The organism is Paenibacillus sp. IHB B 3415, assembly GCF_000802655.2.
In the GTDB taxonomy this organism is placed as follows: Bacteria; Bacillota; Bacilli; order Paenibacillales; family Paenibacillaceae; genus Paenibacillus_AQ; species Paenibacillus_AQ phytohabitans.
The window spans coordinates 26210-49932 of sequence record NZ_JUEI01000072.1 but is presented as its reverse complement, the minus strand read 5'-3'; the positions used below and the strand labels follow the sequence as shown (position 1 = coordinate 49932).

The 23723-nt window shown below is 52.0% G+C and carries 17 protein-coding genes and 2 pseudogenes; 14 read left to right on the top strand and 5 right to left on the bottom strand.

What is annotated here, in order from left to right:
• On the bottom strand, positions 1–508 hold a 508-nt coding region (locus QW71_RS27420; protein ID WP_039306831.1), incomplete at its 3' end, for an amidase family protein.
• 122 nt (positions 509–630) lie between these two features.
• Positions 631–1470: an AraC family transcriptional regulator gene (locus QW71_RS37385; protein ID WP_235441565.1), complete on the bottom strand. Its 840-nt coding sequence runs from the start codon at positions 1468–1470 to the stop codon at positions 631–633.
• 343 nt (positions 1471–1813) lie between these two features.
• Here QW71_RS37385 and QW71_RS27410 point away from each other — a divergent pair, with 343 nt between their 5' ends.
• The 8 genes and pseudogenes from QW71_RS27410 (at position 1814) to QW71_RS27375 (ending at position 13597) form a co-directional block, all read left to right on the top strand.
• Positions 1814–2842, top strand: a complete 1029-nt coding sequence (locus QW71_RS27410; RefSeq protein ID WP_039306828.1) for an oxidoreductase — start codon at positions 1814–1816, stop codon at positions 2840–2842.
• A gap of 5 nt (positions 2843–2847) precedes the next feature.
• A pseudogene (locus QW71_RS37380) lies at positions 2848–3933 on the top strand (aldo/keto reductase).
• Between the two features lie 710 nt (positions 3934–4643).
• On the top strand, positions 4644–6296 hold the full coding sequence (locus tag QW71_RS27400; RefSeq protein ID WP_039306822.1) for an extracellular solute-binding protein: 1653 nt from the start codon (positions 4644–4646) through the stop codon (positions 6294–6296).
• Positions 6297–6373: 77 nt separating this feature from the next.
• Positions 6374–7321 carry a sugar ABC transporter permease gene (locus tag QW71_RS27395; RefSeq protein WP_047014013.1) on the top strand — a complete coding sequence of 316 codons (948 nt, stop codon included), beginning with the start codon at positions 6374–6376 and terminating at the stop codon, positions 7319–7321.
• 9 nt (positions 7322–7330) lie between these two features.
• The gene (locus tag QW71_RS27390) at positions 7331–8212 is read left to right on the top strand and encodes a carbohydrate ABC transporter permease (protein WP_039306819.1); all 882 of its coding nucleotides are present in this window, start codon (positions 7331–7333) and stop codon (positions 8210–8212) included.
• A gap of 38 nt (positions 8213–8250) precedes the next feature.
• Entirely contained in the window at positions 8251–9375 is a 1125-nt protein-coding gene (locus QW71_RS27385; RefSeq protein WP_083442747.1) for a glycoside hydrolase family 88 protein, read from the top strand.
• Positions 9376–9566: 191 nt separating this feature from the next.
• A complete protein-coding gene (locus QW71_RS27380) occupies positions 9567–11930 on the top strand; it encodes a helix-turn-helix domain-containing protein (protein WP_039306818.1) in 2364 nt (787 codons plus the stop codon).
• A 29-nt stretch (positions 11931–11959) separates the two neighbouring features.
• Positions 11960–13597 carry an extracellular solute-binding protein gene (locus QW71_RS27375; RefSeq protein ID WP_039306815.1) on the top strand — a complete coding sequence of 546 codons (1638 nt, stop codon included), beginning with the start codon at positions 11960–11962 and terminating at the stop codon, positions 13595–13597.
• Between the two features lie 64 nt (positions 13598–13661).
• Here the strand turns inward: QW71_RS27375 and QW71_RS27370 are convergent, their stop codons facing one another.
• Complete coding sequence (locus tag QW71_RS27370; protein WP_039306808.1) at positions 13662–14243, bottom strand: TIGR00730 family Rossman fold protein; 582 nt, start codon at positions 14241–14243, stop codon at positions 13662–13664.
• A gap of 202 nt (positions 14244–14445) precedes the next feature.
• Positions 14446–16314 (bottom strand): S8 family peptidase, encoded by a 1869-nt coding sequence (locus tag QW71_RS27365; RefSeq protein WP_039306804.1) that lies wholly within the window; start codon positions 16312–16314, stop codon positions 14446–14448.
• 400 nt (positions 16315–16714) lie between these two features.
• Here QW71_RS27365 and QW71_RS27360 point away from each other — a divergent pair, with 400 nt between their 5' ends.
• From QW71_RS27360 to QW71_RS27340, 5 genes are all read left to right on the top strand, one after another.
• Positions 16715–17623 carry an endonuclease I family protein gene (locus QW71_RS27360; protein WP_235441564.1) on the top strand — a complete coding sequence of 303 codons (909 nt, stop codon included), beginning with the start codon at positions 16715–16717 and terminating at the stop codon, positions 17621–17623.
• A gap of 20 nt (positions 17624–17643) precedes the next feature.
• Entirely contained in the window at positions 17644–18642 is a 999-nt protein-coding gene (locus QW71_RS27355) for a S8 family peptidase (protein ID WP_047014009.1), read from the top strand.
• Positions 18643–18669: 27 nt separating this feature from the next.
• Complete coding sequence (locus tag QW71_RS27350; RefSeq protein WP_039306794.1) at positions 18670–19401, top strand: hypothetical protein; 732 nt, start codon at positions 18670–18672, stop codon at positions 19399–19401.
• 15 nt (positions 19402–19416) lie between these two features.
• Positions 19417–20085, top strand: a complete 669-nt coding sequence (locus tag QW71_RS27345) for a YukJ family protein (RefSeq protein WP_039306792.1) — start codon at positions 19417–19419, stop codon at positions 20083–20085.
• 75 nt (positions 20086–20160) lie between these two features.
• Positions 20161–21585: a M14 family zinc carboxypeptidase gene (locus QW71_RS27340; RefSeq protein ID WP_235441563.1), complete on the top strand. Its 1425-nt coding sequence runs from the start codon at positions 20161–20163 to the stop codon at positions 21583–21585.
• Positions 21586–21647: 62 nt separating this feature from the next.
• Here QW71_RS27340 and QW71_RS27335 read toward each other — a convergent pair whose 3' ends face one another.
• Positions 21648–22502 carry a CPBP family intramembrane glutamic endopeptidase gene (locus QW71_RS27335; protein ID WP_039306790.1) on the bottom strand — a complete coding sequence of 285 codons (855 nt, stop codon included), beginning with the start codon at positions 22500–22502 and terminating at the stop codon, positions 21648–21650.
• A 356-nt stretch (positions 22503–22858) separates the two neighbouring features.
• Between QW71_RS27335 and licT the strand changes: the two are divergent.
• Positions 22859–23670 (top strand): annotated as a pseudogene (gene licT, locus QW71_RS37375) (BglG family transcription antiterminator LicT).
• Positions 23671–23723: the final 53 nt, after the last annotated feature.

Below are 23723 nucleotides of genomic sequence, written 5' to 3'. Positions count from 1 at the left end.
GAACGATCCCTGCGGCTACGGCCGCCGCAGCACCACCGCTGGAACCGCCGGGGGAATAGGCGGGGTTCCACGGATTACGCGCCGGGCCGTGGAGCAGGGGCTCGGTAATATTTTTGAGGCCGAATTCCGGGGTATTCGTGTGTCCCAGCGGTATGAAGCCGCCGCGGCGGATACGGGCTACGTAATTAGAGTCCCGCTTGGCAATATTGTCCTTCATGAGCAGGGCACCCGAAGTCAGCGGTTCTCCGCCGATCGCCTGGGAGATATCCTTCAGCAGGTAGGGCACGCCGGCAAACGGCCGGGAAGTGTCATCATCAAGAACCGGCATCTCATCCGCTTCCTTCAGCGCTGCCTCCCGCCGGGTGCGGACTACTGCATTCAGCAGCGGATTCATTTCATCGAGCCGGGCGAAGGCGGTTTCCACGAGCTCGCGTGGTGAGACTTCACGTGCCTTAACAAGGGCGGCAAGCCCCAGAGCATCATGAGCGGAATAAGAAGACAACGACATGTGAACAACCTCTTTCTGGCAGGTGTGCAGGCTATAATCGCTATAGATGCGTCTGCGGATAGTAATAGTTGGGACCAGCTTCTCTAGTATACTTCGGGAGCGCCAGACTTCCCATTCGGCTGTTACAATTCACCTGGGTCGATGCTTCTTCGCACAGCCCGGATATCCTTGAGCGGCGGGAGGCCGAACAGTCTGCGGTATTCGCGGCTGAACTGCGAGGCACTCTCATAGCCTACTTCCATGGCAGCAGCCGTGGCACCCATGGAACCGCTCAGCATAAGCCGTCTGGCTTCCTGGAGGCGCAGCTGCTTCTGATACTGCAACGGTCCCATTGCCGTAATGGCTTTGAACTTATGATGCAGGCCGGACACGCTTATATTATGGGCATCAGCAAGCTCCTGGACGGTGAAGGAGCGGCTGTAATTCTGGTGAATCCATGCGATGGCCTGGCCGATACCATCGGCTTTCTGGTCAAAGAGCACCTCCTGCAGGAACAAATGCCCGTAATCGCCGGTCAGCAAATTGAAGATCAGCTCATGCTTGATGAGTCCGGACAGATAGACGGCTTCCCGGGGACTGGCGTTGCCAGCGAGCTTCAACAGCCGGCTGAACAGCTCCAGAAGGCTGGCGTCGGCTTTGCCAATAAAGGCGGCATTATTCACCTTCTTGTCTCTGGGCTTTATGCTGATTCCAGCCTGCGTCATTACAGAGGCGATTTCCTGTGTAGTGATGTCAATGCGAAGACCGATATATGGCATTTCCCTGGAGACCCCGGCAATTTGCGCGAAGGCAGGGAGATGGATCATGGACACCATGTAGTCTCCCGGCAGATATTCAAGACTGGTTGAGCCGTAGTGCAGCTTCTTCATGCCTTGTAGGATCAGACAAAAGGAAGGCGTTAAGACACTTGGAATCAGCGGGGTTATCCGGCTATTGCGGGAAATCGAAAGATACGGGATCACAGTGGGATGGCGTCCGTCCGCAAGGGTGATTTTCTCAAGTCTGCGCGATGATCCCGGCGATCTGCTCCTGATGATTACCGGTACTCTGTCCAGGAGCGGAGCGGGTCTCGAGCTGTTGCTCTGTCATTGTACATCCCGCCTTCCTGTTTATATAGGTTCAGTTCTCTCTAGCCTGTACTGTTAGTGTACAGTATAGCCGTAACTTGTACGGAAGCAATAGGCAGAATGGGATGGTAAAAGAGTGATTGCAGCTTTAGGCAAGTTTTAGGCAGAAACGGTCTATGATGTCCATGGAGGGCAAACGATAATAGCCTTGAGATGTTATTCAAGGAGGTCCTGGATCATGACAGTTAACCAGCAACAACCTATCGGCTCCGGTTTTGGAGCCTCCACAACTGCCGAGGAGATTCTGCACGGCACAAACCTCAGCGGCGTCACTGCCATTATTACCGGCGGATACTCCGGGATTGGGCTCGAAACGGTGCGTGCACTGGCTTCGGCCGGTGCAGAGGTCCTTATCCCGGCGCGGGATACCGCCAGAGCGGGAGCTGCACTTGCCGGAATAGACAATGTCAGAATTGAGCGGATGGATCTGATGGACCCGTACTCCATTGATGATTTCGCAGCAAGGTTTCTTGCCACAGGCCAGCCGCTGCATCTGCTGATTAACAGCGCAGGTATTATGGCTGCTCCCCTGGTGCGCGATAAGAGGGGATACGAGTCTCACTTCTCTACCAATCATCTGGGACACTTTCAGCTGACGGCCCGTCTATGGCACGCTCTGCGTCAGGCCGAGGGGGCTAGAGTCGTCTCGGTATCTTCATGGGGACACCGGCAATCCCCGGTCATATTTGAAGATCCGAACTTCGTACACCGCAGCTATGACCGCATGTCCGCCTACGGCCAGTCGAAGACGGCCAATATTCTGTTCGCGCTGGCGCTGGACACGCGCGGCAGGGACGAAGGTGTGCGCGCCTTCTCCGTTCATCCGGGCAGCATCGCCGGTACGGGCCTCGAGGAGCATCTGTCCTTCCAAGAACTTCAAGCCGCCGGTGTGATTGACGGAGCTGGCAACCCTATTCTAGATCCTTCGCGGAATCTCAAAACAGCACAGCAGGGGGCAGCGACCAGTGTATGGTGCGCGTTAAGCCCGCAGCTGGAAGGGATGGGCGGCGTCTACTGTGAGAACTGCGATATTGCCCCGCTGGTGGAGAATGCCGAAGCTGTCACCCGTAACGAGGCTGCCCGCCGTATCGGCTCATTGGCACTTGGCGTGATGCCGCACGCAGTCGACCCTGAAGCGGCGGACCGCCTCTGGAGTCTGAGCGAGCAGCTGACGAATGTGGAATTCACAATTGGAGGGGAGGAATAATGACACTGCACACACGCAAGCTTGGCAGTCAGGGGCTGGAGGTACCCGCCATCGGCCTGGGCTGCATGGGAATGAGTCAATCCTATGGACCGGCGGATGAGGGTGAGTCCAATGCCACACTGCACCGGGCCATTGAACTCGGCTGTAATTTCTTCGACACGGCCCAGGGATATGGTCCCCTTACGAATGAAGAATTGCTGGGCCGGGCATTCAAGGGCCGCCGCAGCGAAGTCATCTTAGCAACCAAGTTCGGCTTCCGGTTCAAGGACGGCAAGCAGGTCGGTGCCGAGAGAGCCAGCCGGCCGGAGGAGATCCGCGAGGCGGTAGAAGGCTCGCTTCTGCGGATGGGCACCGACTATATTGATCTGCTCTATCAGCACCGCATTGATCCGGCTGTGCCTATCGAAGAGGTAGCCGGAACAGTAGGTGATCTGGTCAGAGAGGGCAAGGTACGTTACTTCGGCTTGTCCGAAGCGGGTACCCGCAACATCCGCCGCGCCCATGCGGTTCATCCGGTATCTGCGCTGCAGAGTGAAAATTCGCTATGGGAGCGTAATCTGGAGGCGGATATCATTCCTGTGCTGCGCGAGCTGGGCATCGGGCTCGTACCGTTCTGCCCGCTGGGGCGGGGATTCCTGGCAGGAGGGGTGAAACGTTCGGAAGAGTATGCCGAAGGCGATACCCGCCGCGCCGATCCCCGCCGCGCCGATCCCCGCCGCGCCGATCCCCGCCGCGCCGATCCCCGCCCCCGCCGCGCCGATCCCCGCCGCGCCGATCCCCGCCGCGCCGATCCCCGCTACCAGGGGGCCAATTATGACGCTAACCTGAAGGCTGCGCAGATTGTACATGAACTCGCTGCACTGAAGTAGGCGAAGCCCGCACAGATCGCGCTGGCCTGGATCCTGCATAAGAGTGCAGATTTCGTGCCGATTCCCGGCACGAAACGCCGGAAATACCTTGAAGAGAATGTGGCCGCGGGCAGCCTCGCGCTTAATCCGGCCGAGATGAAGCGGCTGGACGATGCATTGGCGCCGGGGACAATCTCCGGGCAGCGTTACCCCGACTGGATTATGGCAACGATTGACCGCTAAGACGTATCATAAGCGATATCCCCGTTAGAACCGCCCTGCATGATGGCAGCTGATGCCTTCATTATGCAGGGCGGTTTTTCGTGAAATTTAAGAAAACTGACAGTTGAGCAAAAATTGCTGAGCATTTGGTGATAATCCAAGCTTTTATTTTATACATAGTACCAACTCATCTTTTGTCCCTGAAAATAGACCCCGCATGGAGAAATTAGAGGGATAAATCCCTCTAAATTGGCCAGCCGCAGGCTATGGGAGGAAATTAGAGGGATAAATCCCTCTAAATTGGCCCGGAAGCGGGCTATGGGGGGAAATTAGAGGGATAAATCCCTCTAAATTGGCCAGCCGCAGGCTATGGGAGAAAATTAGAGGGATAAATCCCTCTGAATTGGCCCGGAAGCGGGCTATGGGAGGAAATTAGAGGGATAAATCCCTCTGAATTGGCCCGGAAGCGGGCTATGGGAGGAAATTAGAGGGATAAATCCCTCTGAATTGGCCGGCAGCAGGCTATGGGAGGAAATTAGAGGGATAAATCCCTCCAGAAATGCCCAAAATGGCGCTGTCAGAGCGATTTTGCCCATTGCATTGGAGAAATTGTCACTGCAGCAGCCGGAAATCAGCATACAATCCCTGTTTTCGCCCATATCGTAAGCCCTGCCCATTCGTTAATCTGTGGAAGAGATGCATCTCACCACACCTTATTCGGAGGTCATGTAATGAAAAGACGGTTAACATCTGTACTGATTCTTATGATGCTCGCAGCATCGCTCTCCGCCTGTTCTTCTAATAATACGGCGGCGGGCAACAACGGCAATACAGGCAACGCAGGCAATACGGGCAACACGGCCAATGATACCGAAGCAAGCGGGCCGGCCACTTATCCGATCCAGACGGACGAGAAGCTCAGCTATTGGGGAGAAATCAACGGCAATCTGATCAGTGTTGCGGCGACGCATGATGAAATTCCCTTTTTCCAGGATTGGCAAAAGCAAACCGGCGTTCCGCTGAAATTCACGGCACCGCCGACCGGCCAGGTCAAAGAAGCGCTTAACGTCATGCTGGCGTCAGGCGATCTGCCGGATATGATTGAGTACAACTTTTTGGGCGACTTTCCGGGGGGGCCTGAGAAAGCGATCAATGACGGATACATTCTGAAGCTGAATGATCTGATTGACAAGCATGCGCCGAATCTGAAGAAATATCTGCAGGATCATCCGGACATTGACAAGATGGTCAAGACGGACAGCGGCAGCTATTATGCGTTCCCTTTTATCCGGGGGGATGAGTTCCTGCGCGTGTTCCAGGGGCCGATTATCCGCAAGGACTGGCTGGATGAGCTGGGCCTGCCGGTGCCGGAGACCATTGATGACTGGACCAAGACCCTGACCGCCTTTAAGGAGAAAAAAGGGGCGGCCGCACCGTTCTCCGTCGTCAGCAAGCCGCGTTTCTTCAATGAATCCGGCAACGGCGCCTTCCTGGGGGCTTTCGGCGTGACCCGCGGCTTCTATCAGGAAGACGGCGCGATCAAGTTCGGCCCTGCCGAGAGCGGCTTCAAGGAATACCTGAAGCTGTTCCGCCAGTGGTATGCGGACGGCCTGCTGGACAAGAATATCGCCACCTCAGATTCCAAAGCACTGGACGGCAACATGGCTTCAGGAGAGACCGGCGCATCCGTAGGCAACGCGGGCGGAGGGATCGGCAAATGGCAGCCGCTGGTCGAAGGCAATGATCCGAAGGCTGTGCTGGTCGCCGCACCTTATCCGGTGCTGAACAAAGGCGAAACGCCTAAGTTCGGACAGAAGAGCCAGGCCTATGCCTCCGAAGGAACGGTAGCCATCACAACCTCAGCCAAGGACCCGGTGCTCGCCGTGGAAATGCTGGATTACGGCTACAGCGAGGAAGGCCATCTGTTCTTCAACTTCGGTACGGAGGGCGTCAGCTACAATATGGAGGATGGCTATCCGAAATACACCGACCTGCTGCTGAAGAATCCGGACAAGCTGGCTCCGGCGCAGGCGATTTCGAAGTATGCCCGCGGCAGCTACAACGGTCCGTTTGTCCAGGATCAGCGTTATGCCGAGCAATTCTTCGCCCTGCAGACCCAGCGTGACGCGGTGGGCATCTGGAAGAACACGGATGCGGACAAATACAATCTGCCGCCGATTACACCGACTCCGGAGGAGAGCTCCGAGTATGCGACGATTATGAATGATATCAATACGCTGGTGGATGAAATGACACTGAAGATTATCCTCGGCCAGGAGCCGCTGGAGAAGTATGAGAGCTACGTGGACAAGATGAAGTCGCTGAAACTGGACCGTGCGATCGAAATCCAGAAGGCAGCACTGGACCGCTATAACGCCAGATAATGGCCGGATAACAATGGGCTGAGGGCGGAAGCCCTCGCTCAACCCTGGATTTGAGGTGAAACAGCCGCATGGCAAAAATGCAAACCGGCGCAGCACAAAGAGCCCTGGCACCTGCGCGGACGACAAACCGTTTCCTCCGTGATTTCCGGATCAACAAGTACCTGTATCTGATGATGATTCCGGTCATCGCTTATTATTTTATTTTTCATTATGCCCCCATGTACGGCGCACTGATTGCCTTCAAGGAATATTCGCCGATGAAGGGCATTCTCGGGAGCGACTGGGTCGGACTGAAGCATTTTCACGATTTCTTCAACAGCTATTACTTCTGGCGGATTCTGAAAAATACGCTGGTCATCAGCTTCTACTCCCTGATCTTTGAATTTCCCGCGCCGATCATTCTGGCCCTGCTGATCAACGAGATCCGCAGCAAGTCATTCAAACGGGTGGCCCAGACGATCACCTATATGCCCTATTTCATTTCACTCGTAGTCATTTGCGGAATCATTACCGACTTCACGAATGCTGACGGTGTGATCAACGGGCTGTTTACGTTCTTCGGCTATGACGGGCAGGCCATGCTGCAGAAGCCGGAGTTATTCCGTCCCATCTACATCCTCTCGGAGATCTGGCAGCGGATCGGCTGGGAGTCAATCATCTATATTGCCGCCCTGATGAGCATTGATGTGGAGCAGTATGAGGCGGCGCGGATGGACGGAGCCAGCCGGATCAAGCAGATGTTCTATATTACGCTGCCCGGCATTCTGCCGACCATCTCCATTATGCTGATTCTCCGGATGGGGAATCTGCTGAATGTCGGCTTCGAGAAGATTATCCTGCTGTACAACCCGATCACTTATGAGACAGCCGATGTGATTTCGTCCTTCGTCTACCGCAAAGGGCTGCTTGAATTCGGCTGGAGCTACAGCTCTGCCGTAGGCTTGTTTAATTCGGTAATCAACCTGTTCCTGCTGATTACCGCGAATTACGTGAGCCGTAAAGTCAACAAAAATAGCTTGTGGTGAGGTGAACCCGTGAAGGAACAAAGCTCTCTTTTCGATAAAATCTTCTATGCCGGCATCTATGTGCTGCTGGTCTTTCTGATCATCGTTACGCTCTATCCGCTGCTGTATGTGCTGTTCGCATCCTTCAGTGATGCCGGCCAGCTGATGGTGCATAAAGGCATCCTGTGGCGTCCGCTCGGCATCAGCTTCGATGCGTACCGCAGTGTGCTGGCCAATTCCGGCATTCTGACGGGATACCGCAACACACTGTTTATCGTCGTGGCCGGACTTGCCGTGAATCTGGTGATGACGGCCCTGGGCGCCTACGTGCTGTCCCGCAAAAATGTGCTCTGGAACAATACGTTTATGCTGCTGATCCTCTTTACGATGTTCTTTAACGGTGGCCTGATTCCCATGTATCTTGTGGTCAAGGGAGTGGGGCTGCTGGATTCACTGTGGTCTACGATTCTGCCCTTCTCCATCAGCACGTTCAATCTGATTATCATGCGCACGGCCTTCATGGGCATTCCCGACAGCCTGGAGGAATCGGCCAAAATCGACGGGGCCAATCATTTCACGATTCTTTTCCGTATCATTATTCCGCTCTCCATGCCGGTGATTGCCGTAATGATTCTCTATTATGCCGTCGACAAGTGGAATGGCTGGTTCTATGCCTCGGTATTCATCAGGAGCAGGGAGCTGTACCCGCTTCAGCTGGTGCTCCGGGAGATTCTGATCGCGAATTCTACGGACAGCATGTCAGCAGGAGCCAGTGCGGGCGACCGCCAGCAGATTGGCGAGACGATCAAATACGCAACGATTATGGTCGCCACGGTACCGATCCTGTGCGTGTATCCTTTTGTACAGCGTTTCTTTGTCAAAGGGGTCATGGTCGGCTCTGTTAAGGGCTGACGGCAATCCCCAATCCACTATTGAAAAGGAGACTGGTTATGGCAGCAATCCAGCAGTTACTTGATATTCCTCTCCTCTGGGAGAAGCTTGAACATAAAACAGAGCAGATGCTGACGTTAATCGGCGGTAAATCGCCGCATGTTGCCAAGGACAGCGGCAAATATGACGATCAGCGGCTGGACTGGTGGACGTCGGGCTTCTGGCCCGGCATCCTGTGGATTATGCATGACATGACCGGCAGAGCCGCTTACCGCGAAGCAGCCTGGAACTGGGATGAACGGCTCGAACGGCTGACGCTGGCCCCGAATTCCTTCGATCATGATGTCGGTTTTCAGTTTTTGCCGACGGCTGTAATCAAGCACACGCTGACTGGTGATCCGGATGCCCTGCGGCGGGGCTTGTCCGCAGCGGACTTTCTGGCGGGACGCTACAATTTGAACGGCAGGTTCATCCGGGCTTGGAACGGCGACAAAACGGGCTGGTCCATCATCGACACCTCGATGAACCTGTCCCTGCTGTTCTGGGCTTCGCGGCAGACCGGCGATCCCCGGTACGCCCATATCGCGCAGGCGCACGCCGAGACCGTGCTTAAGCATTTCATCCGCGAAGACGGCTCGGTTAAACACATCGTCAGCTTCGATCCGCATTCCGGCGAAGTCCTGGAGGTGCTGGGCGGCCAGGGCCATGCACCGGACTCCGGCTGGAGCCGGGGAACTGCCTGGGCACTCTACGGCATGGCGAATACTTACCGCCATACGGGGGACAAGACGTTCCTGCATGCGGCCCAGCGCGTAGCCCATTTCTTCCTCGCCCACCTGCCGGAGGATCATGTGGCCCATTGGGACTTCCGGGCAGGCAGCAGCCTGGACGGTGAACCGCGGGATACTTCCGCAGCAGCTTGTGCGGCATCGGGTCTGCTGGAGCTGGCGGAGAGCTTGTCCGCTGTAGACGGAAGAATCTACCGGGAATCCGCAGAACGGATACTGAAGTCCCTGTATGAGCACTATGGAACGTGGGAAGATGCAGAGCATGAAGCGATCCTTCTGCATGGTACGGGGCACAAGCCTGCAGGAGACAATGTGGATGTGTCGCTGATCTACGGAGACTATTTTTTTGTCGAGAGTATAGCCAGGCTCGCGGGCTGGGAGCACCGTATTTTCTAGTGCGGGCCCGCTCTGCGCATGTGTGTACCAGCTTGTCAGGCAACCTATCAGAACACCCGAAATGGCACCGGCCATTCGGGTTGTTTCTGATTTTGTCTATCGGTTTCTACTTTTTAACCATTCCCTCTTCAGAGATGGCCGTTATAATAAGGTTACGCTGAATCCAAAACATACAGATATGAGGGGTCTTCTTGAATTTTAAATATTTGTGGGAGAAACGGAAGAGTATTATAGTGACCTGGCTTGTTTCCTACAGCGCTGTGCTGGTTGTACCAATGGCAGTCAGCCTGCTGGTGTATATGCAGTCCAGCCAGGCACTGAAGAGCGAAATTCACCGTGCCAACGACTCCATGCTGAGGCAGGTCCGGTATACGATTGATACCCAGATTGATTTAATGAAACGGCTGAATATGGAGATTACCTGGAACACCAAGCTTCAGGACCTGATGTATTCAAGCAAATCCTCCGGCGATGCCCAGTTCACCGCTTATCAGCTGGCCAAGGAATTCCGGATGTATCAGACCTCTTACGCGTCAATTGATGAGTTCTACGTAACCTGGGAGCAGGAGGCGGCTGTCATCCGGCCGGGCAATGTGCGCGATTTCGCAACCGCTTTCAACACTATTCATAATACAGGAACTATGAATGTTGGACAGTGGCTGGAGAATATTCATCAATCGGCCAATAACCGTTTTCTGCTGCTGCCGCATCTCGATTCCGCTGAACCCCGGACCGGAATCGCCTATCTGATCCATCTGCCCAAGGATCTGAACGGGCGGGAGACGGGGACGGTTGTGGTCATGGCGGATACCGGCAGGTTTCAACAAGCAATTGAGAGTATCTCCGGCTTCAGCGGAGGACAGGTGCTTATCCTGAATGAAGAGAATGAAGTGCTGCTCTCCAATCTGCCGGTATCGATCAATCAGGACAGCCTGCTGAAGCATTTGCCGCCGGATGGCAGCCAGATGGTCAATATGCCGGCAAGAGACGGCGATTCGGAGCTGTTCTATATTCAGTCCTCCGTCTCCAAACTGAAATATGTGCTGGTGATTCCAAGCAGCATCTATTGGGAGAAGGCGGAGTATGTCCGGAGATTCACTTATATCAGCCTGTTCATCAGTCTGCTTAGTGCCGGAGTTTTAACATGGTTCTTCATGCGCCGCAACTATTCGCCGATTCAGAAGCTGGTCCAGCTGCTGACAGACAAGAATTCCCATGAAGAACGGACCGACTGGAATGAGCTGAGCTTCATTCAGAGGGCGATCTCGAACACAAGGAGAGAGAAGGAGACTATTGCGCTGCAAATGCAGATCCATCAGCATGTGCTGCGCTCCAATATGCTCAACCGGCTGCTGAAAGGGAAGATGGATACACTTCTTCCTTATGAAGAAGCCTTGCAGTCCTTCGATATTCAGCTGCGCTCGGATGATTTCGCCGTGATCCTGTTCGTGGTGGAGAATAGTGAGAGCCTGTCGGCCCAGCTGCCGGGCATTGACCTGAATGAGAAGAACAAGCTGGTCCAGTTCATCATCAGCAATGTGGTGGAGGAGCTCGCAGGCCATTATCATCACGCCGGTTACATGGTCGAAGTGGATGAGATGATGGTATGCCTGGTAAATTGCGGAGAGCCGGAATCCGCCCTCTTCAGAGAGGATCTGGCCACCATCGCCGCTGAAGCACAGCGGTTCCTGAGCAGCTATCAGATGGATCTTACCGTATCCATCGGAGGCATCCATTCCTCTCTGCCCGGGATTGCCGAAGCCTATCGTGAAGCCGTCGATGCCATGGCGTATAAGATGGTGCTCGGCAAGCAGGAGATCATAACCTATGACGAGATCCGCAGTGAACAGGCGGATCATCCGCAGACCGGATACTACTACCCGCTTCAGGTCGAGCAGCAGATTATTAATATGATCAAGGTTGGCGACTTTGAGCAGGCGACCCGGCTGATCAGCGAGGTGACAGACCGCAATTTCAATCAGCCCATCACCTCGCTTACCCTGGCCAGATGCCTGATCTTCAATCTGGCCGGAACCATGGTCAAGGCGGTCAATGAGCTAGGCAGCGGGGACAACAGCTTGCTCGGGGACAATCCGCTGTGGCTGGACAAGATTATTGCCTGTGACACCATTCTGGAGATGAAGGCAGAGCTTCAGACGCTGCTCGCCGAGGTATGCGCCTACGCTGCGGCCCGGCTGGAGCAGAACGTATCCCATGAACGGGCCGAATCGCTGCGTGATCTGGTGGTGAAGGTAACGGAGCATATTGAAGAGCATTACAGCGACTCGAATCTGAGTGTTAATCTGATCGGCGAGCACTTCAATCTGAAGGGCAGCTATCTGTCCAAGCTGTTCAAGAATCAGACGGGGGAAGGTGTTCTGGATTACATCAACAAGTACCGGATCGGACAGGCCAAGGCCATGATCCGGGCCAAGCAGGGATCAATTGCCGACATTGCCAAGCTGGCAGGCTATAATGAGGCAGCGACCTTTATCCGAGTATTCAAGAAATATGAGGGGATTACTCCGGGCAAATACAAAGAGATCAATGGATAAATTAACGAAGCGGGACGGGGGATTAACCAATGCGGATCAAGAGAAGTTGCAAGTCTGTCCTGCTGTTGCTTCTGAATCTGATGCTGTTAACATCCTGCAGGGAATGGAGTCCACAGGCAGATCAGACGCAGCAGGGACCACCGCCGTCAGCAGCGGAGGTCCTTCCCGGAGCAGACGGTTATCCGTTACAGACGGACAAGACGCTGACCTATTGGGCGGAGCTGAACGGCAACGCCGGGAACATTAAGCCTACCTTCCAGGAAGTGCCCTTCTTCCAGGAATGGCAGCGCCGCACCGGGGTGAAGCTGGACTTCATCCAGCCTCCGGCGAATCAGGCCAAGGAGGCGATCAATGTCCTGCTGGCTTCGGGTGAACTGCCGGATATGCTGGAATATGAATGGGCCAGCTTCCCGGGCGGCCCCGAGAAGGCGATCAGCGACGGATATATTCTGCGGCTGAATGATGCGATCCAGAAGTATGCGCCTAACCTGCGGCGGTATTTGAGCCAGCACCCGGAGATCGACAAGCAGGTGAAGACGGACAATGGCAGCTATTATGTCTTCCCGTTCATCCAGGGGGATGATCCGCTGCTTACCTACCAGGGGCCGATTATCCGCCAGGACTGGCTGGATGAACTGAATCTCCCGGTCCCGGCTACCATTGATGACTGGCATACGGTGCTGAAGGCGTTCAAGGACAAGAAGGGGGTTGCCGCCCCGCTTACATTCCTGGGAGTGCCGAATCCGTTATTCGGAATTGAGAGCGGTGCTTTCGTTGGCGCCTATGGGATTAAGAAGGGATTCTATCTTGATCAGGGAGAAGTGAAGTATGGACCCGTCGAGCCCGGCTATAAATCTTTTTTGGCCTTATTCCGGAACTGGTATGCAGAGGGCCTGATTGATAAAAATATCGCGACCGTGGATACGAAGACGCTCGATGCCAATATGATCACCGGCAGAAGCGGGGCCAGTATATGGAATGCCGGAGCCGGAATAGGCATGTGGCAGCCTGCAATCAAGGACCTCTGGCCGGAGGCGAAGTTTGTTCCGGCACCTTATCCGGTTCTGCGTAAGGGAGAGAAGCCGAAGTTTGGTCAAAGGGCCAACGCTTATATGGGCAGCGGAGGCGTAGCGATCTCAAGCGGCAGCAGGAATGTGGAGGAAGCCGTCCGGATGCTGGATTACGGCTACAGCCCTGAGGGACATCTGCTCTTCAACTTCGGAATGGAAGGCACAAGCTATGCCATGAAGGACGGTTACCCGAAATATACGGATCTGATTATGCATAACCCGGATAAGCTGGCTCCGTCCCAAGCCCTTGCCATGTATACCCGTGCCAGCTACTTCGGGCCATTCGTCCAGGATGTCCGGTATCTGGAGCAATACTATTTCCTGCCGGAACAGAAGGAGGCGGTGCAGATCTGGTCGGACACTGATGCCAGGAACACCATGCTTCCGCAAATCTCCAAGACGGAGAAGGAGAGCACCGAGTTTTCCGCCATCATGCTGGATGTGACGACGCTTGTGGATGAGATGTCCCTGAAGATTATTTTTGGCATTGAGCCGCTGGACAGCTTTGATGATTATGTAGCCCAGATTAAGGCGCTGGGTATTGACAGGGCGCTTGAGATTCAGACAGCGGCGCTTACCCGGTATATGGAACGGTAGAACAAACCCCCTGCAGAGAGGCTCTCGCAGGGGGTTTGTTATGCTCAATCACAATATGTGTCAATCAAGTCCGCTCATCTGTAAGATATTTCTTCACCGGAGGCGGGGTATAATCAGCGAGTTGCTGCAGAATTCCCTCCGCAGTCGTATCGTTCAGCATGATGGAATGCTGTTTCTCCTGCATGAACTTCTCCTGGACCATGTTGCCGAACAGGGCAATCAGCGGATCGTAATAACCGTTGACGTTCAGCAGCCCGCAGGGCTTCTGGTGCAGACCGAGCTGCGCCCACGTGAAGATCTCGAAATACTCCTCCATCGTGCCCGGCCCGCCAGGCATGGCGATGAATCCGTCGGCAAGCTCAGACATCTTCAGCTTCCGTTCGTGCATGGAGTCCACCATAATCAGTTCGGTCAGGCGGGTGTGCTCGATTTCTCTTTTTTTGAGAAAATGGGGCAGAACCCCGATCACGCGTCCCCCCGCCTGCATTACGGCATCAGCAATCGCGCCCATCAGGCCGACAGTGGCTCCGCCATAGACCAGTGTGATGCCCCGTGCAGCCAGCTCTTTGCCCAGAGCAACAGCATACTCCTTGTATACGGGCGAAGCTCCATCATTCGAACCGCAAAAAACAGCGATACTCTTCATATAATGCTGACTCTCCTTTGCCTAAGTATCTGAAAATAACTTCATGTATGATGTTGCAACTGTATCTACTTCAAAGATACCACACGATGTCGTGCGGTAGAAGGATATGCTCAATGTTTAACTCTGTATTACATTCATTTTACATAAGAGTCCTATGTACAACAGGAGCCAACAAATGTTGTTGGCTCCTTTGCGGATGAGCTTAATGGACAGGCGTTAATTCGCCGACTAATTGTACGGCTTTAGCAGCATCAATGCGTCCAAAGCCATAACGGTCATGCCAGCTGCCCGACATAGGTCTTGCGGATTTGCGGAGAATCTCGTGGATTTCTTCACTGGATAAAGAAATGCCGTGGGCCAACGCTTCTGCGAGCATCAGGGCAATAATACCGGTTACAGCCGGGGCCGCCATGCTGGTACCCATCATCGGAGTAACCTTATCTATTGATCCAGATTTAGCGGCTAGAACCTTGAATTTATCAGGTTCATCTTGGGTGGCATTTCCTCCAGGTGCGCTGATCTCGGGCTTTTGTCTTCCGTCCCGTGTCGGGCCGGCGCTGGAGAAGAAGGAAAGTGGTGTGCCTGCTTCTTTGGCGCTGTATGAACCGACCACGATTGTTTTTTTGCCGCAGCAGATTGAACCGAGGGTATGGGTATTATCCAGCGGTTCCTCGAAATGGGATTGGCCAAAATCATCCCGTTCAATCCAGGCATGATATTTCCCTGACCGGATCTTCTCTCCGCGCAGTCTAAGTGTCCATGCACCGGCCGGTAAACCTCTCTCCATGAAGATATTGATGACATTGTCACCGTTGTTCGGATCTTGTTTCCGGTGGGAGATGAAGATCAGGATTTCATTCCGGTTCCCGACCGCCTGGTGAGTCGTACCGAGCTTAACCTCACCGAGGTTCTGCCCATCCGGGGTGATTAACTGGCAGGAGAATTCATCTTCTGCATCGTACCAAAGCTCGATTTCATTAGAAGTACGGTCTGATTTTTCCACGATCCAGCTGAGATCCTTCACCTCATTCTGGCGGATTGTGCCACTGGCGTGTATGCCGTCAGTATAAGAGTTGCTGGCAGCCAATACGATGGCCCGATTGTTAGCAGCACTTAGGAGTGTATCGAATCCGACCTCAACCAGAGAAGTGCCGTCATGCGGGCCGCCATTGGTGCCCAGGCTTATATTGGTGACACACGGCCGGTCTCCGGCGAGCTTATAGATGTATTGCAGAGCCTCCAGCAGATGCACTGAACTCCCGAAATCCCCTTTTACCGCGTCAGGTCCCGACCATGGAACATCCTCGGCATTCAATTGCACAAATACGATATCTGCCTGAGGAGCAGGACCGGGTGTGTTGGTTCCGTTACCGTTGCCCGCAGCGGTATCCATAACGTGGGTTCCGTGCCAATCTTCAATATCATCTTTAGGATCAGGAAGGTGTAACGCCGTGAACGGAGCATCTGTTTGCAGAGCACGGCTTAACTGCTCTTGCGAGTACACCTTGCCATATCCAAACTCAGTGTCACTAGAGGCAATGGCCGTCTGATCCCAGTAGCTGAGAATCCGGCTTGTCCCGTCTGAATGGATGAAGTTCTTATGGGTAAAGTCACATCCATCATCTACAATCCCGATGACAACGCCTTTCCCGCCGTTGCTTTTAGTATTTTGATTCAGCAAATCCGCCCGGGCTTTAGTTTCTTCAATGGTCTTAAAGAGCTGGGGCTTTAACAATTGTGATGCCTTCAAGCTCATTACCGCCGGTGATTTGCGGATCTGCTCAATTTGGTCTGCGGCAATCCGGGCGGTGACGAGCCGTACATTCTCCTGCTCCTCAGGCACGCTGCCCAGGTCGGCAATTTGCCGGACTCCGGACAGGTTTTTCCACGCCTCAATATCCCTTACCTTGGCGATAACTGCGATTTCACGGGCATCCGCTGTCTCCGCTGATTCTGCGTTGAACAAATGCGGATGAGCCTCTTTGTGTTCACTTTGATTGAAAGCAATGACCCGCTGCAGTCTTGGATCAAGGTTAGCGGGGATCTCATTCGTGGTTTCTTTGAGTTTCATGTCATGTCTCCTTTAGCTGGCTAGTGTGCTGGAAAATACAACGTCCATATACTTTCACTAATTTGAATTTTTATAAAATCCATTATATTCAAGCAGAGACGTCATAAGGGGTGTGAAGAGTACAGCATGAAAATTATGGTCTTTTATACACGGTCATTCTGATTAAATACATAAGTAGATAATGATAAAAAACAAATATGTAAATAAAAGTAAGTATCATCGAGTGAACGTTTTCACATAATAGCTCCGTTCCTTTTGGAGGTACCAGAGAAAATATAAACAGTAAGGGGTGAGCAACGCTTCAGGTGATACAGGCTTGAGCGTGGAGGGGTCAAGGGGCAGGGCTGGGCTATGAGGTCGTCGATGCATTTGATTTCTAAACTACAAGGAGATGTTAACTATGGGGACTTCAATTCGTTCAAATGATCAGTCAAGTACAGTAAGCAAGCTGCAAACGCTGGATGCCAATCTGGAGAGATTCAGTGCCGATGCCAATGCGTATTATGACGCTGTCAGGGATAAGGCCAAAGTGGAACAGTATTATGCCCGTTTGAACCGGAATGAACCGGATGGAAAGGTATTGTTCAAAGCATTAACCCAGTTGCTGGAGGAGACACATACCAAGAAGGTTCCATATCATCATAATGATGAAAATAAAGAAAGTGGAACTTATCTGAAAACCTCAGTAGACCTGCACGACGACGGACTTCTGCGAAGCATTTATTCCGGCAAAGAAGCCGAACCACATAAGGTTATTGAGGAAGATGCAGCTATGGTTGTTGCTGCGGGTGGCGTAAGTTCTACCGGACATATATTAAACGTTGAGCATGTTGTTCCGCAATCCTGGTTTAATGAAGTTGAGCCGATGCGTGGTGACTTACATCATTTGTTCTATTGTGAAGAAAAATGCAACTCATTCAGAGGAAATAAACGATATGTCGATTTTGCCGACTACAATCCCGATGAGTTCAGAACAGATACAGTGCGGGGAGAATGCGGCAAAGGTGTCGGTGGTGACGGGGCGCTTGACGGCGAATTCGAACCTGAGTACGCCAAAGGTGTGGTAGCGAGAGCAATGCTCTATTTCATTCTCCGCTATCCGAAAGGTATTGAATCAAAGCACGTCAAAAAGCAAGACATAAATGTACTCCTGAAATGGCATAAGGACTTCCCGCCCAACCTGAAATACGAAAAGCACAGAAATCAGGAGATCTTTGCAATTCAGGGCAACCGGAATCCCTTTATTGATCTCCCTGAATTGGCTGACCGGATCGATTTCAGTGTGTATAAGCCGTCTCATAATAATTAAAACAGAGTGGGGGTTACACAATGTCTGCAATAAGTACGCTCACAAGCAATGCCGTAGAGCTTCAGCCTTTTCAAGCCGATGACGTAACGCGCCATATCAAAGAAATCCCCAAGGGGGTGCAGATGATCCAGGCTCCGGCTTTTTGGGAGAAAGGTAAATATGGCAAAGGTGTAAAAATTGCAGTTCTGGATACCGGCTGCGACAAAGACCACCCGGATCTGAAGGACAGGATTACCGGGGGCTGGAACTTCACCGATGATGACGGGGGCGCCAAAGAAAGCTACAAGGACTACAATGGGCACGGCACCCATGTGGCCGGAACCATAGCTGCTACCAAGAACGACAAGGGCGTCGTCGGAGTCGCACCGGAAGCGGATCTGCTGATTCTGAAGGTTCTGAACCGCAAAGGGAGCGGCCGTCCGGAATGGATCGCAGAAGCGATTGATTACGCCATTAAGCAGCAGGTCCAAATCATCAATATGTCCTTCTCTGCCGGAGCTGGTCATGATGGCATGCATGAAGCTATTAAACGGGCAGTAGGTGAAGGCATCATCGTAGTCTGCGCAGCTGGAAACAGTGACCGGAATGAGAAACGCTACCCGGCAGCATACAATGAATGCACTTCTGTAGGCGCGGTTGATTTTAGCGGAGAGCACGCCGAGCTCCTGACGAAGAATAATGAGGTTGACCTGACTGCCCCCGGTGTTAATGTGCTGTCCTGTTATCCCCTTGATCTGGTCCCTGACCGTAATGAACCCTATAAAGTAATTTCAGGTACCTCGATGTCTTCTCCACATGTCGCTGGGGCATTAGCCCTTGTGCTCAACTATTATCAAAGTGAATCCCAATTCAACCGCAAGTTAACTGAAGATGAGTTATATGCGCAGATTGTCAGATGTACTTTGCCGCTGGGCAGTTCCAAAGCAGCTGAAGGTAACGGCTTGCTCTTTCTGACCGCACCGGAGCTGCTGGCCGAGTATTGGAGAAACAATAAACCGGATTTGAACTCATATTCATAATCCGCACCCTGACAAGGAGGTCCGATCATGCCCGAAGGAATGTCTTTTGAATTCAAGCTTTTCCTTGACCCTAAGCAGGTGCTGGCGGGAGATGGACAGCTGCTTCCCAAGATAGCGGGGCTATCCTTTCAACTCAAGGACAAAATGCAAATTCACCTGCTCGATACGCCTGAGTTGAAGCTTTATGAGACAGGGTGGATTGTCCGTAGCCGTTTCAAGGAAGAGAAATGGGAGCTTACCTACAAGAGACGGATCAGGGATTATCCGGATATGCGTAGCGCTATGGAACAAGCGGTGCAGGAAGGATTTACACTTGCAGAATACGAACTTGAAGTCGAGTGGGGGTACAAGAAGCAAGCGTTATCTCTGGCAAAAGACTTTGACATTGCTCTGGAAGACAAGCCGGAGGGACAATGGAGGCAGCTGATCCTGGACAAGGCCCCGCAGCCTTTTAAAGATAGCAGTGTCTTCAAGTCTATAGCAGATACCCGGGTGATGGGTCCTATCCGGTCCGAGAAATATAAAAGTAAATGGGAACAGGAGAAAGTTCACCTGGAAGTCTGGACCCTCGGGGCAGAGCGCATGGCTGAAGCAACAATGAAAATAAAGAACGCCACCGAAGCCGAAGCAGCGGACAAGCATCAACAATTCATTACTCTGTTCAAAGAGGCTAAGCTGCTGCTCGAGCAGGATATGTCCAAAACCAAATGGGCACTTGAGCGATTGAAGCAAGCACATACAACACAAACTACACACTAAAAAGGAGCGATTATTATGCCGCTGAATCCATACGGAGTGTTAAAAGGAAAGATCATCAGAGGAATACCTGCACCACCCACAGGTGACAGCACACCTCATTATCATGCGGTAGTCAAGGCTGACGGCAGAGAATACAAATTAGCCATCAATGTTCAATCAAGAGAGACTCCTTCGGAGCTGTTATATCTGGTCGGTGATAAATTTAATTCTGAGCAGATTACCCATCTGCAGAGCTTAAAAGACGGTTTTACTAAAATCAGTAAATCCAACCGTGATGAAATAGCCTTGGACTACATCCGTGGCGGACTGTTTGACCCCTCCAAGATGATCGCACTTCGATTCAATGAAGACGGTCCGGATAATGACTTGAATGAGAAAGTGGATGCTTATCTGCAACGTGCCATCAAGGATGAAACAGCTAAAATTTATGTATACGGTGAGCCTTTCCCGGGCGGTATTCACAACATTCATATGAATCAAGGGAACGTTGAGCAATACAGAAAAGACGACGGCATCTGGCAGGATGGCGGAATTGTGATTCATTTCGAGCAGGAGGACAAATGGCTCGGCCTGTTCCTCGCCTTCCAGTCGCAGTCGTGGTGCACAGACGACCAGGGCCATATGGAACGGCCGGTTACCAAGTGCAGTCATAAAACCGTTAAGATTGCCGAAGTGTCGAGATAACTGTATGAAGGACCAGCAATCATGCTGGTCCTTCACCTCATTATTGAACCCGAAGCAGAAGAAAGGATGATAAAAGTGAAAGTAGTACAAGCGGTTATTCATGCTTCATCGCTGGAAAAGCTGCATGAGCTGGAGAATTACAATCTGGATCTGGCTAGAAGCAGTGCCAAGCAAACAAAAGATGACGATTATTCCGTCTCCGGGATTCTGTCTGCAGAACAGGCGGAGCTGTTGAAGAAAGAGGGCTACACTCTGGAGATCGAGCTGGATGCTACAGATATTCCTGCTCAGCGGTTGCAGGAGGTATACCATGGAAACCGGTTAGAGTCCGAATCCCAAGCCGCCAATTTCACAGCTGAGTCGGTGCGTGGCGGTTATATGACTGTGGACGAAATCGATAATATATTACTGCAGCTCAGCCGGCAAAACCCCGGGCTGGTCTCGCTGATCACTCTTCCCAACCGAACGTGGGAGGGGCGGACATGCCGTGCGGTTAAGCTCAGTGCCGCTCCACAACAAGCCAGAGTGAAACCGGCCATTCTGATTACTGGTAATGTGCATGCGCGCGAGTGGGGGGGTTCTGACATTTGCATTAACTTGTTAACCAAGCTCGTCCAAGCCTATACAAGCAGACAGCCTATTCAGTATGGGAATAAAAGCTTTGCTTATGAACAAATTAAGCAGGCGCTGGAATCTGTGGACCTAATTATCTTTCCGGAGGTTAATCCGGATGGCAAGGTGTATTGTCAGGAAAACCATGGTCAAGATTCATTGAATGATCAGCTGGCGGGTAATGGCTTCTGGTGGCGGAAGAACCGCCGGCCTGATGAGAACGGGAGACCGATGGGCGTTGATTTGAACCGGAATTTTGATTTCTTGTGGGGCAGTACAATCGGTACCTCAGCAGATAAAAACAGTCTGGTTTACCTTGGACCAGCCCCATTCTCCGAGCCGGAATCGCAGAATATCAAGTATCTTCTGGATACGTACCCGCAAATCCGTTTTTATGTGGATATTCACAGCTTTGGAGAGAAAATTATGTTCAACTGGGGGGATGACAATAACCAAACCACTGACCCAGGCCAGAACTTCTTGAACCAGCAGTACAGAGGAATTCGCGGAGCTTCTGGGAAAAGTTCTCAGACTATAAAGGACAGCTACAAAGAATACATTACGCCGCAGGATGAGAAACTGGAACGGGAACTTGGGAACCGGATGAACTCAGCGTTACAAGCTGTTCGGGGCAAGTCCTATAAGGTTGAAGAGTCGGCCCAATTGTATTATACCAGCGGGACGACGCAGGATTATGCCTACAGCCGTCATTTAAGCGACCCATCCAAGCCTAAGATTTACAGCTATACTTTTGAATTTGGTATCACCTTTGTCCCTCCTTATGAGGAAATGAAGCTTATTATTGCAGATCTGAGTTCTGCACTAACGGAGCTGACTTACGCGGTATCCCAGATAAATGCACTAGAGCCTGTTCGTCCGGGTAATTAGCACCCTTTAAGCAAGGCCCTGCGGCTTCGTCCGCAAGAGGGTCTTGCTTTTTTATAGTACAGTCAATAATGTATCACGGATTTCCGGTTATGTACTTTCTTTCTCCGCAACAGCAGAAGAATTCCAATGGCAAATCCCATACAGGTAAGCGATGCAGTGGTAGCGTAGCTGTTAGACCAGATCACCAGATTCACATTCAGCAGCGAGTGGATGCCCACTACGATGAACAGATTCCGGGTCAGGACATAGAGGAGTGCAAACAGCATCCCGAGAATGACCAGCTGGATAAAATCATACACAAACTCCATTCCGTGAAGACCGCCGTAAATCCGGTTCGGAATATGCATGAGGGCAAAGACTGTTTGCGAGATGAGCATCGCCTTAACTATGCGGGAGGAAGGCTTCCCCGATCCAGACAACCTATGATGGATCTGCACAAAAAAGAAGCCGCGGAAGATGATCTCCTCCAGCAAGGCATTGCCGAACAATTGTCCGAGTAAAGCGCCCAGAAACAGATTCGGAAAGTTGGCAAGGTCCTGATTCCATGTAAGTGCTGTACCGGCAATGAGATTGATGCAGGCACTCATTGCATTGACCGCTAGCCAGAACACAAATGTCCATAGGCATCCGGCCAGTAGCTTCTCCCGTCTCAGTCCCAGATCCCGCAGCGGAATCCGGAGCATTGCCCATAAATAAATAACGACAATTACCATGAGACCGAGCAGTCCCGCGCATAACGTGGCATTTATCCACCCGTGGGTCAGCCGGTTAATGCCATCGAAGGTCCCCTTTTCAAAGAAAAGGAGGTTCACTGTCATCGCGAAAATAATCTCCAGGATAATAAGGCCAACGATAAACCAGGCTGAAATACGTTTTCCTGTAAAAATCCCTGCATGTTCCCCTGTCTTAAGCTGCATTGAAGTAACACTCCTTTGGATGAAGAAATATTTACCAGTAAATCCCTCTCTATTACTATATTGGCTATGCAATGGATTCACTGTCACAGAAGTCACAACAGTCACAACAGTCACAGAAGTCATTGAGGTCACACCGCTGCACTGCCATAATCCTGCCAGTCATAAAAAGAGCGCTGCTATGGGCATAATTAGCAAAGCAGATTTCTGATACTTACGGTTGACACCGTTTTCAGCATATGTTAAATTGTTTCCGAGGCTTGTTACCGGTAATGCGGGCAAAACCACAATGGGAATGATTGATTTGTTTCCGTTGTTGTTTTGCCCTTTTTTATTCCTCAAAAGCAGGTGGGCTGAAAGTGATAATCAAACAGATTTTCAACAATAATATCGTCAGCACCGTAGATGACAAGGATCAGGAGCTGCTTATCCTCGGCCGGGGTATCGGTTTCCAGTTCCGGGCAGGGGACCCCATTGATGAGGCGCGGATTGAGAAAGTCTTCCGCCTTCAGGATTCCTCCATCTATGAGCGCTTCAAGGCGATTGTTACGGAAATGCCGGTTGAAATCCTGCAGGTGACGGATGATATTGTAACTCTGGCGCGTATGCAGCTGGGCAAGCAGATCAGTGACGGCATTTATGTGTCACTGTCGGATCATATCCATTTCGCCGTGCAGCGGATGGAGCGGGAGCAGATTGTCCGCAACCCGTTATCCTGGGAGGTACAGCATTTCTACAAAGCCGAGTACGATGTGGCGAAGGAAGCGCTGACGATTCTGCGGGAGCGGCTGGGGATTGATTTTCCCAAGGATGAGATCTGCAATATCGCGCTTCATTTCATCAATGCCGAAGTCAATGACTCGATGAACGATGTGACGCATCTGATGCAGCTGCTGCAGGAGATTATGAACATTATCAAATATCATTTTGGCGTGGATTTGGACGAGGACAGCGTCAATTATTTCAGATTCATTACGCATCTCAAATATTTCTGCCAGCGGGTCATCACCCGTACCAGCCATGACGACACCGAGGAGTATTTGTACAAGGTGGTTAAGAAGAATTATCCGGAGACCTTCAAATTATCCTGAAGAACTACGAGTACGTCATGACCCATTCCGAGCAGCTCTATCTGACCCTGCATCTGGAGAGGCTGATGAAAACCAAATAACAAGGGGCTTGTTACTGTTCAATCAGGCAAAACCCGAATGAAAACCGGCATGC

Excerpts from the sequence above, each read along its gene's own strand:
- QW71_RS27410 (WP_039306828.1), top strand. The coding sequence starts at position 1,814 with ATGACAGTTAACCAGCAACAACCTATCGGCTCCGGTTTTGGAGCCTCC.
- QW71_RS27400 (WP_039306822.1), top strand. The coding sequence starts at position 4,644 with ATGAAAAGACGGTTAACATCTGTACTGATTCTTATGATGCTCGCAGCA.
- QW71_RS27395 (WP_047014013.1), top strand. The coding sequence starts at position 6,374 with ATGCAAACCGGCGCAGCACAAAGAGCCCTGGCACCTGCGCGGACGACA.
- QW71_RS27385 (WP_083442747.1), top strand. The coding sequence starts at position 8,251 with ATGGCAGCAATCCAGCAGTTACTTGATATTCCTCTCCTCTGGGAGAAG.
- QW71_RS27375 (WP_039306815.1), top strand. The coding sequence starts at position 11,960 with ATGCGGATCAAGAGAAGTTGCAAGTCTGTCCTGCTGTTGCTTCTGAAT.
- QW71_RS27370 (WP_039306808.1), bottom strand. The coding sequence starts at position 14,243 with ATGAAGAGTATCGCTGTTTTTTGCGGTTCGAATGATGGAGCTTCGCCC.
- QW71_RS27365 (WP_039306804.1), bottom strand. The coding sequence starts at position 16,314 with ATGAAACTCAAAGAAACCACGAATGAGATCCCCGCTAACCTTGATCCA.
- QW71_RS27360 (WP_235441564.1), top strand. The coding sequence starts at position 16,715 with ATGGGGACTTCAATTCGTTCAAATGATCAGTCAAGTACAGTAAGCAAG.
- QW71_RS27355 (WP_047014009.1), top strand. The coding sequence starts at position 17,644 with ATGTCTGCAATAAGTACGCTCACAAGCAATGCCGTAGAGCTTCAGCCT.
- QW71_RS27350 (WP_039306794.1), top strand. The coding sequence starts at position 18,670 with ATGCCCGAAGGAATGTCTTTTGAATTCAAGCTTTTCCTTGACCCTAAG.
- QW71_RS27345 (WP_039306792.1), top strand. The coding sequence starts at position 19,417 with ATGCCGCTGAATCCATACGGAGTGTTAAAAGGAAAGATCATCAGAGGA.
- QW71_RS27335 (WP_039306790.1), bottom strand. The coding sequence starts at position 22,502 with ATGCAGCTTAAGACAGGGGAACATGCAGGGATTTTTACAGGAAAACGT.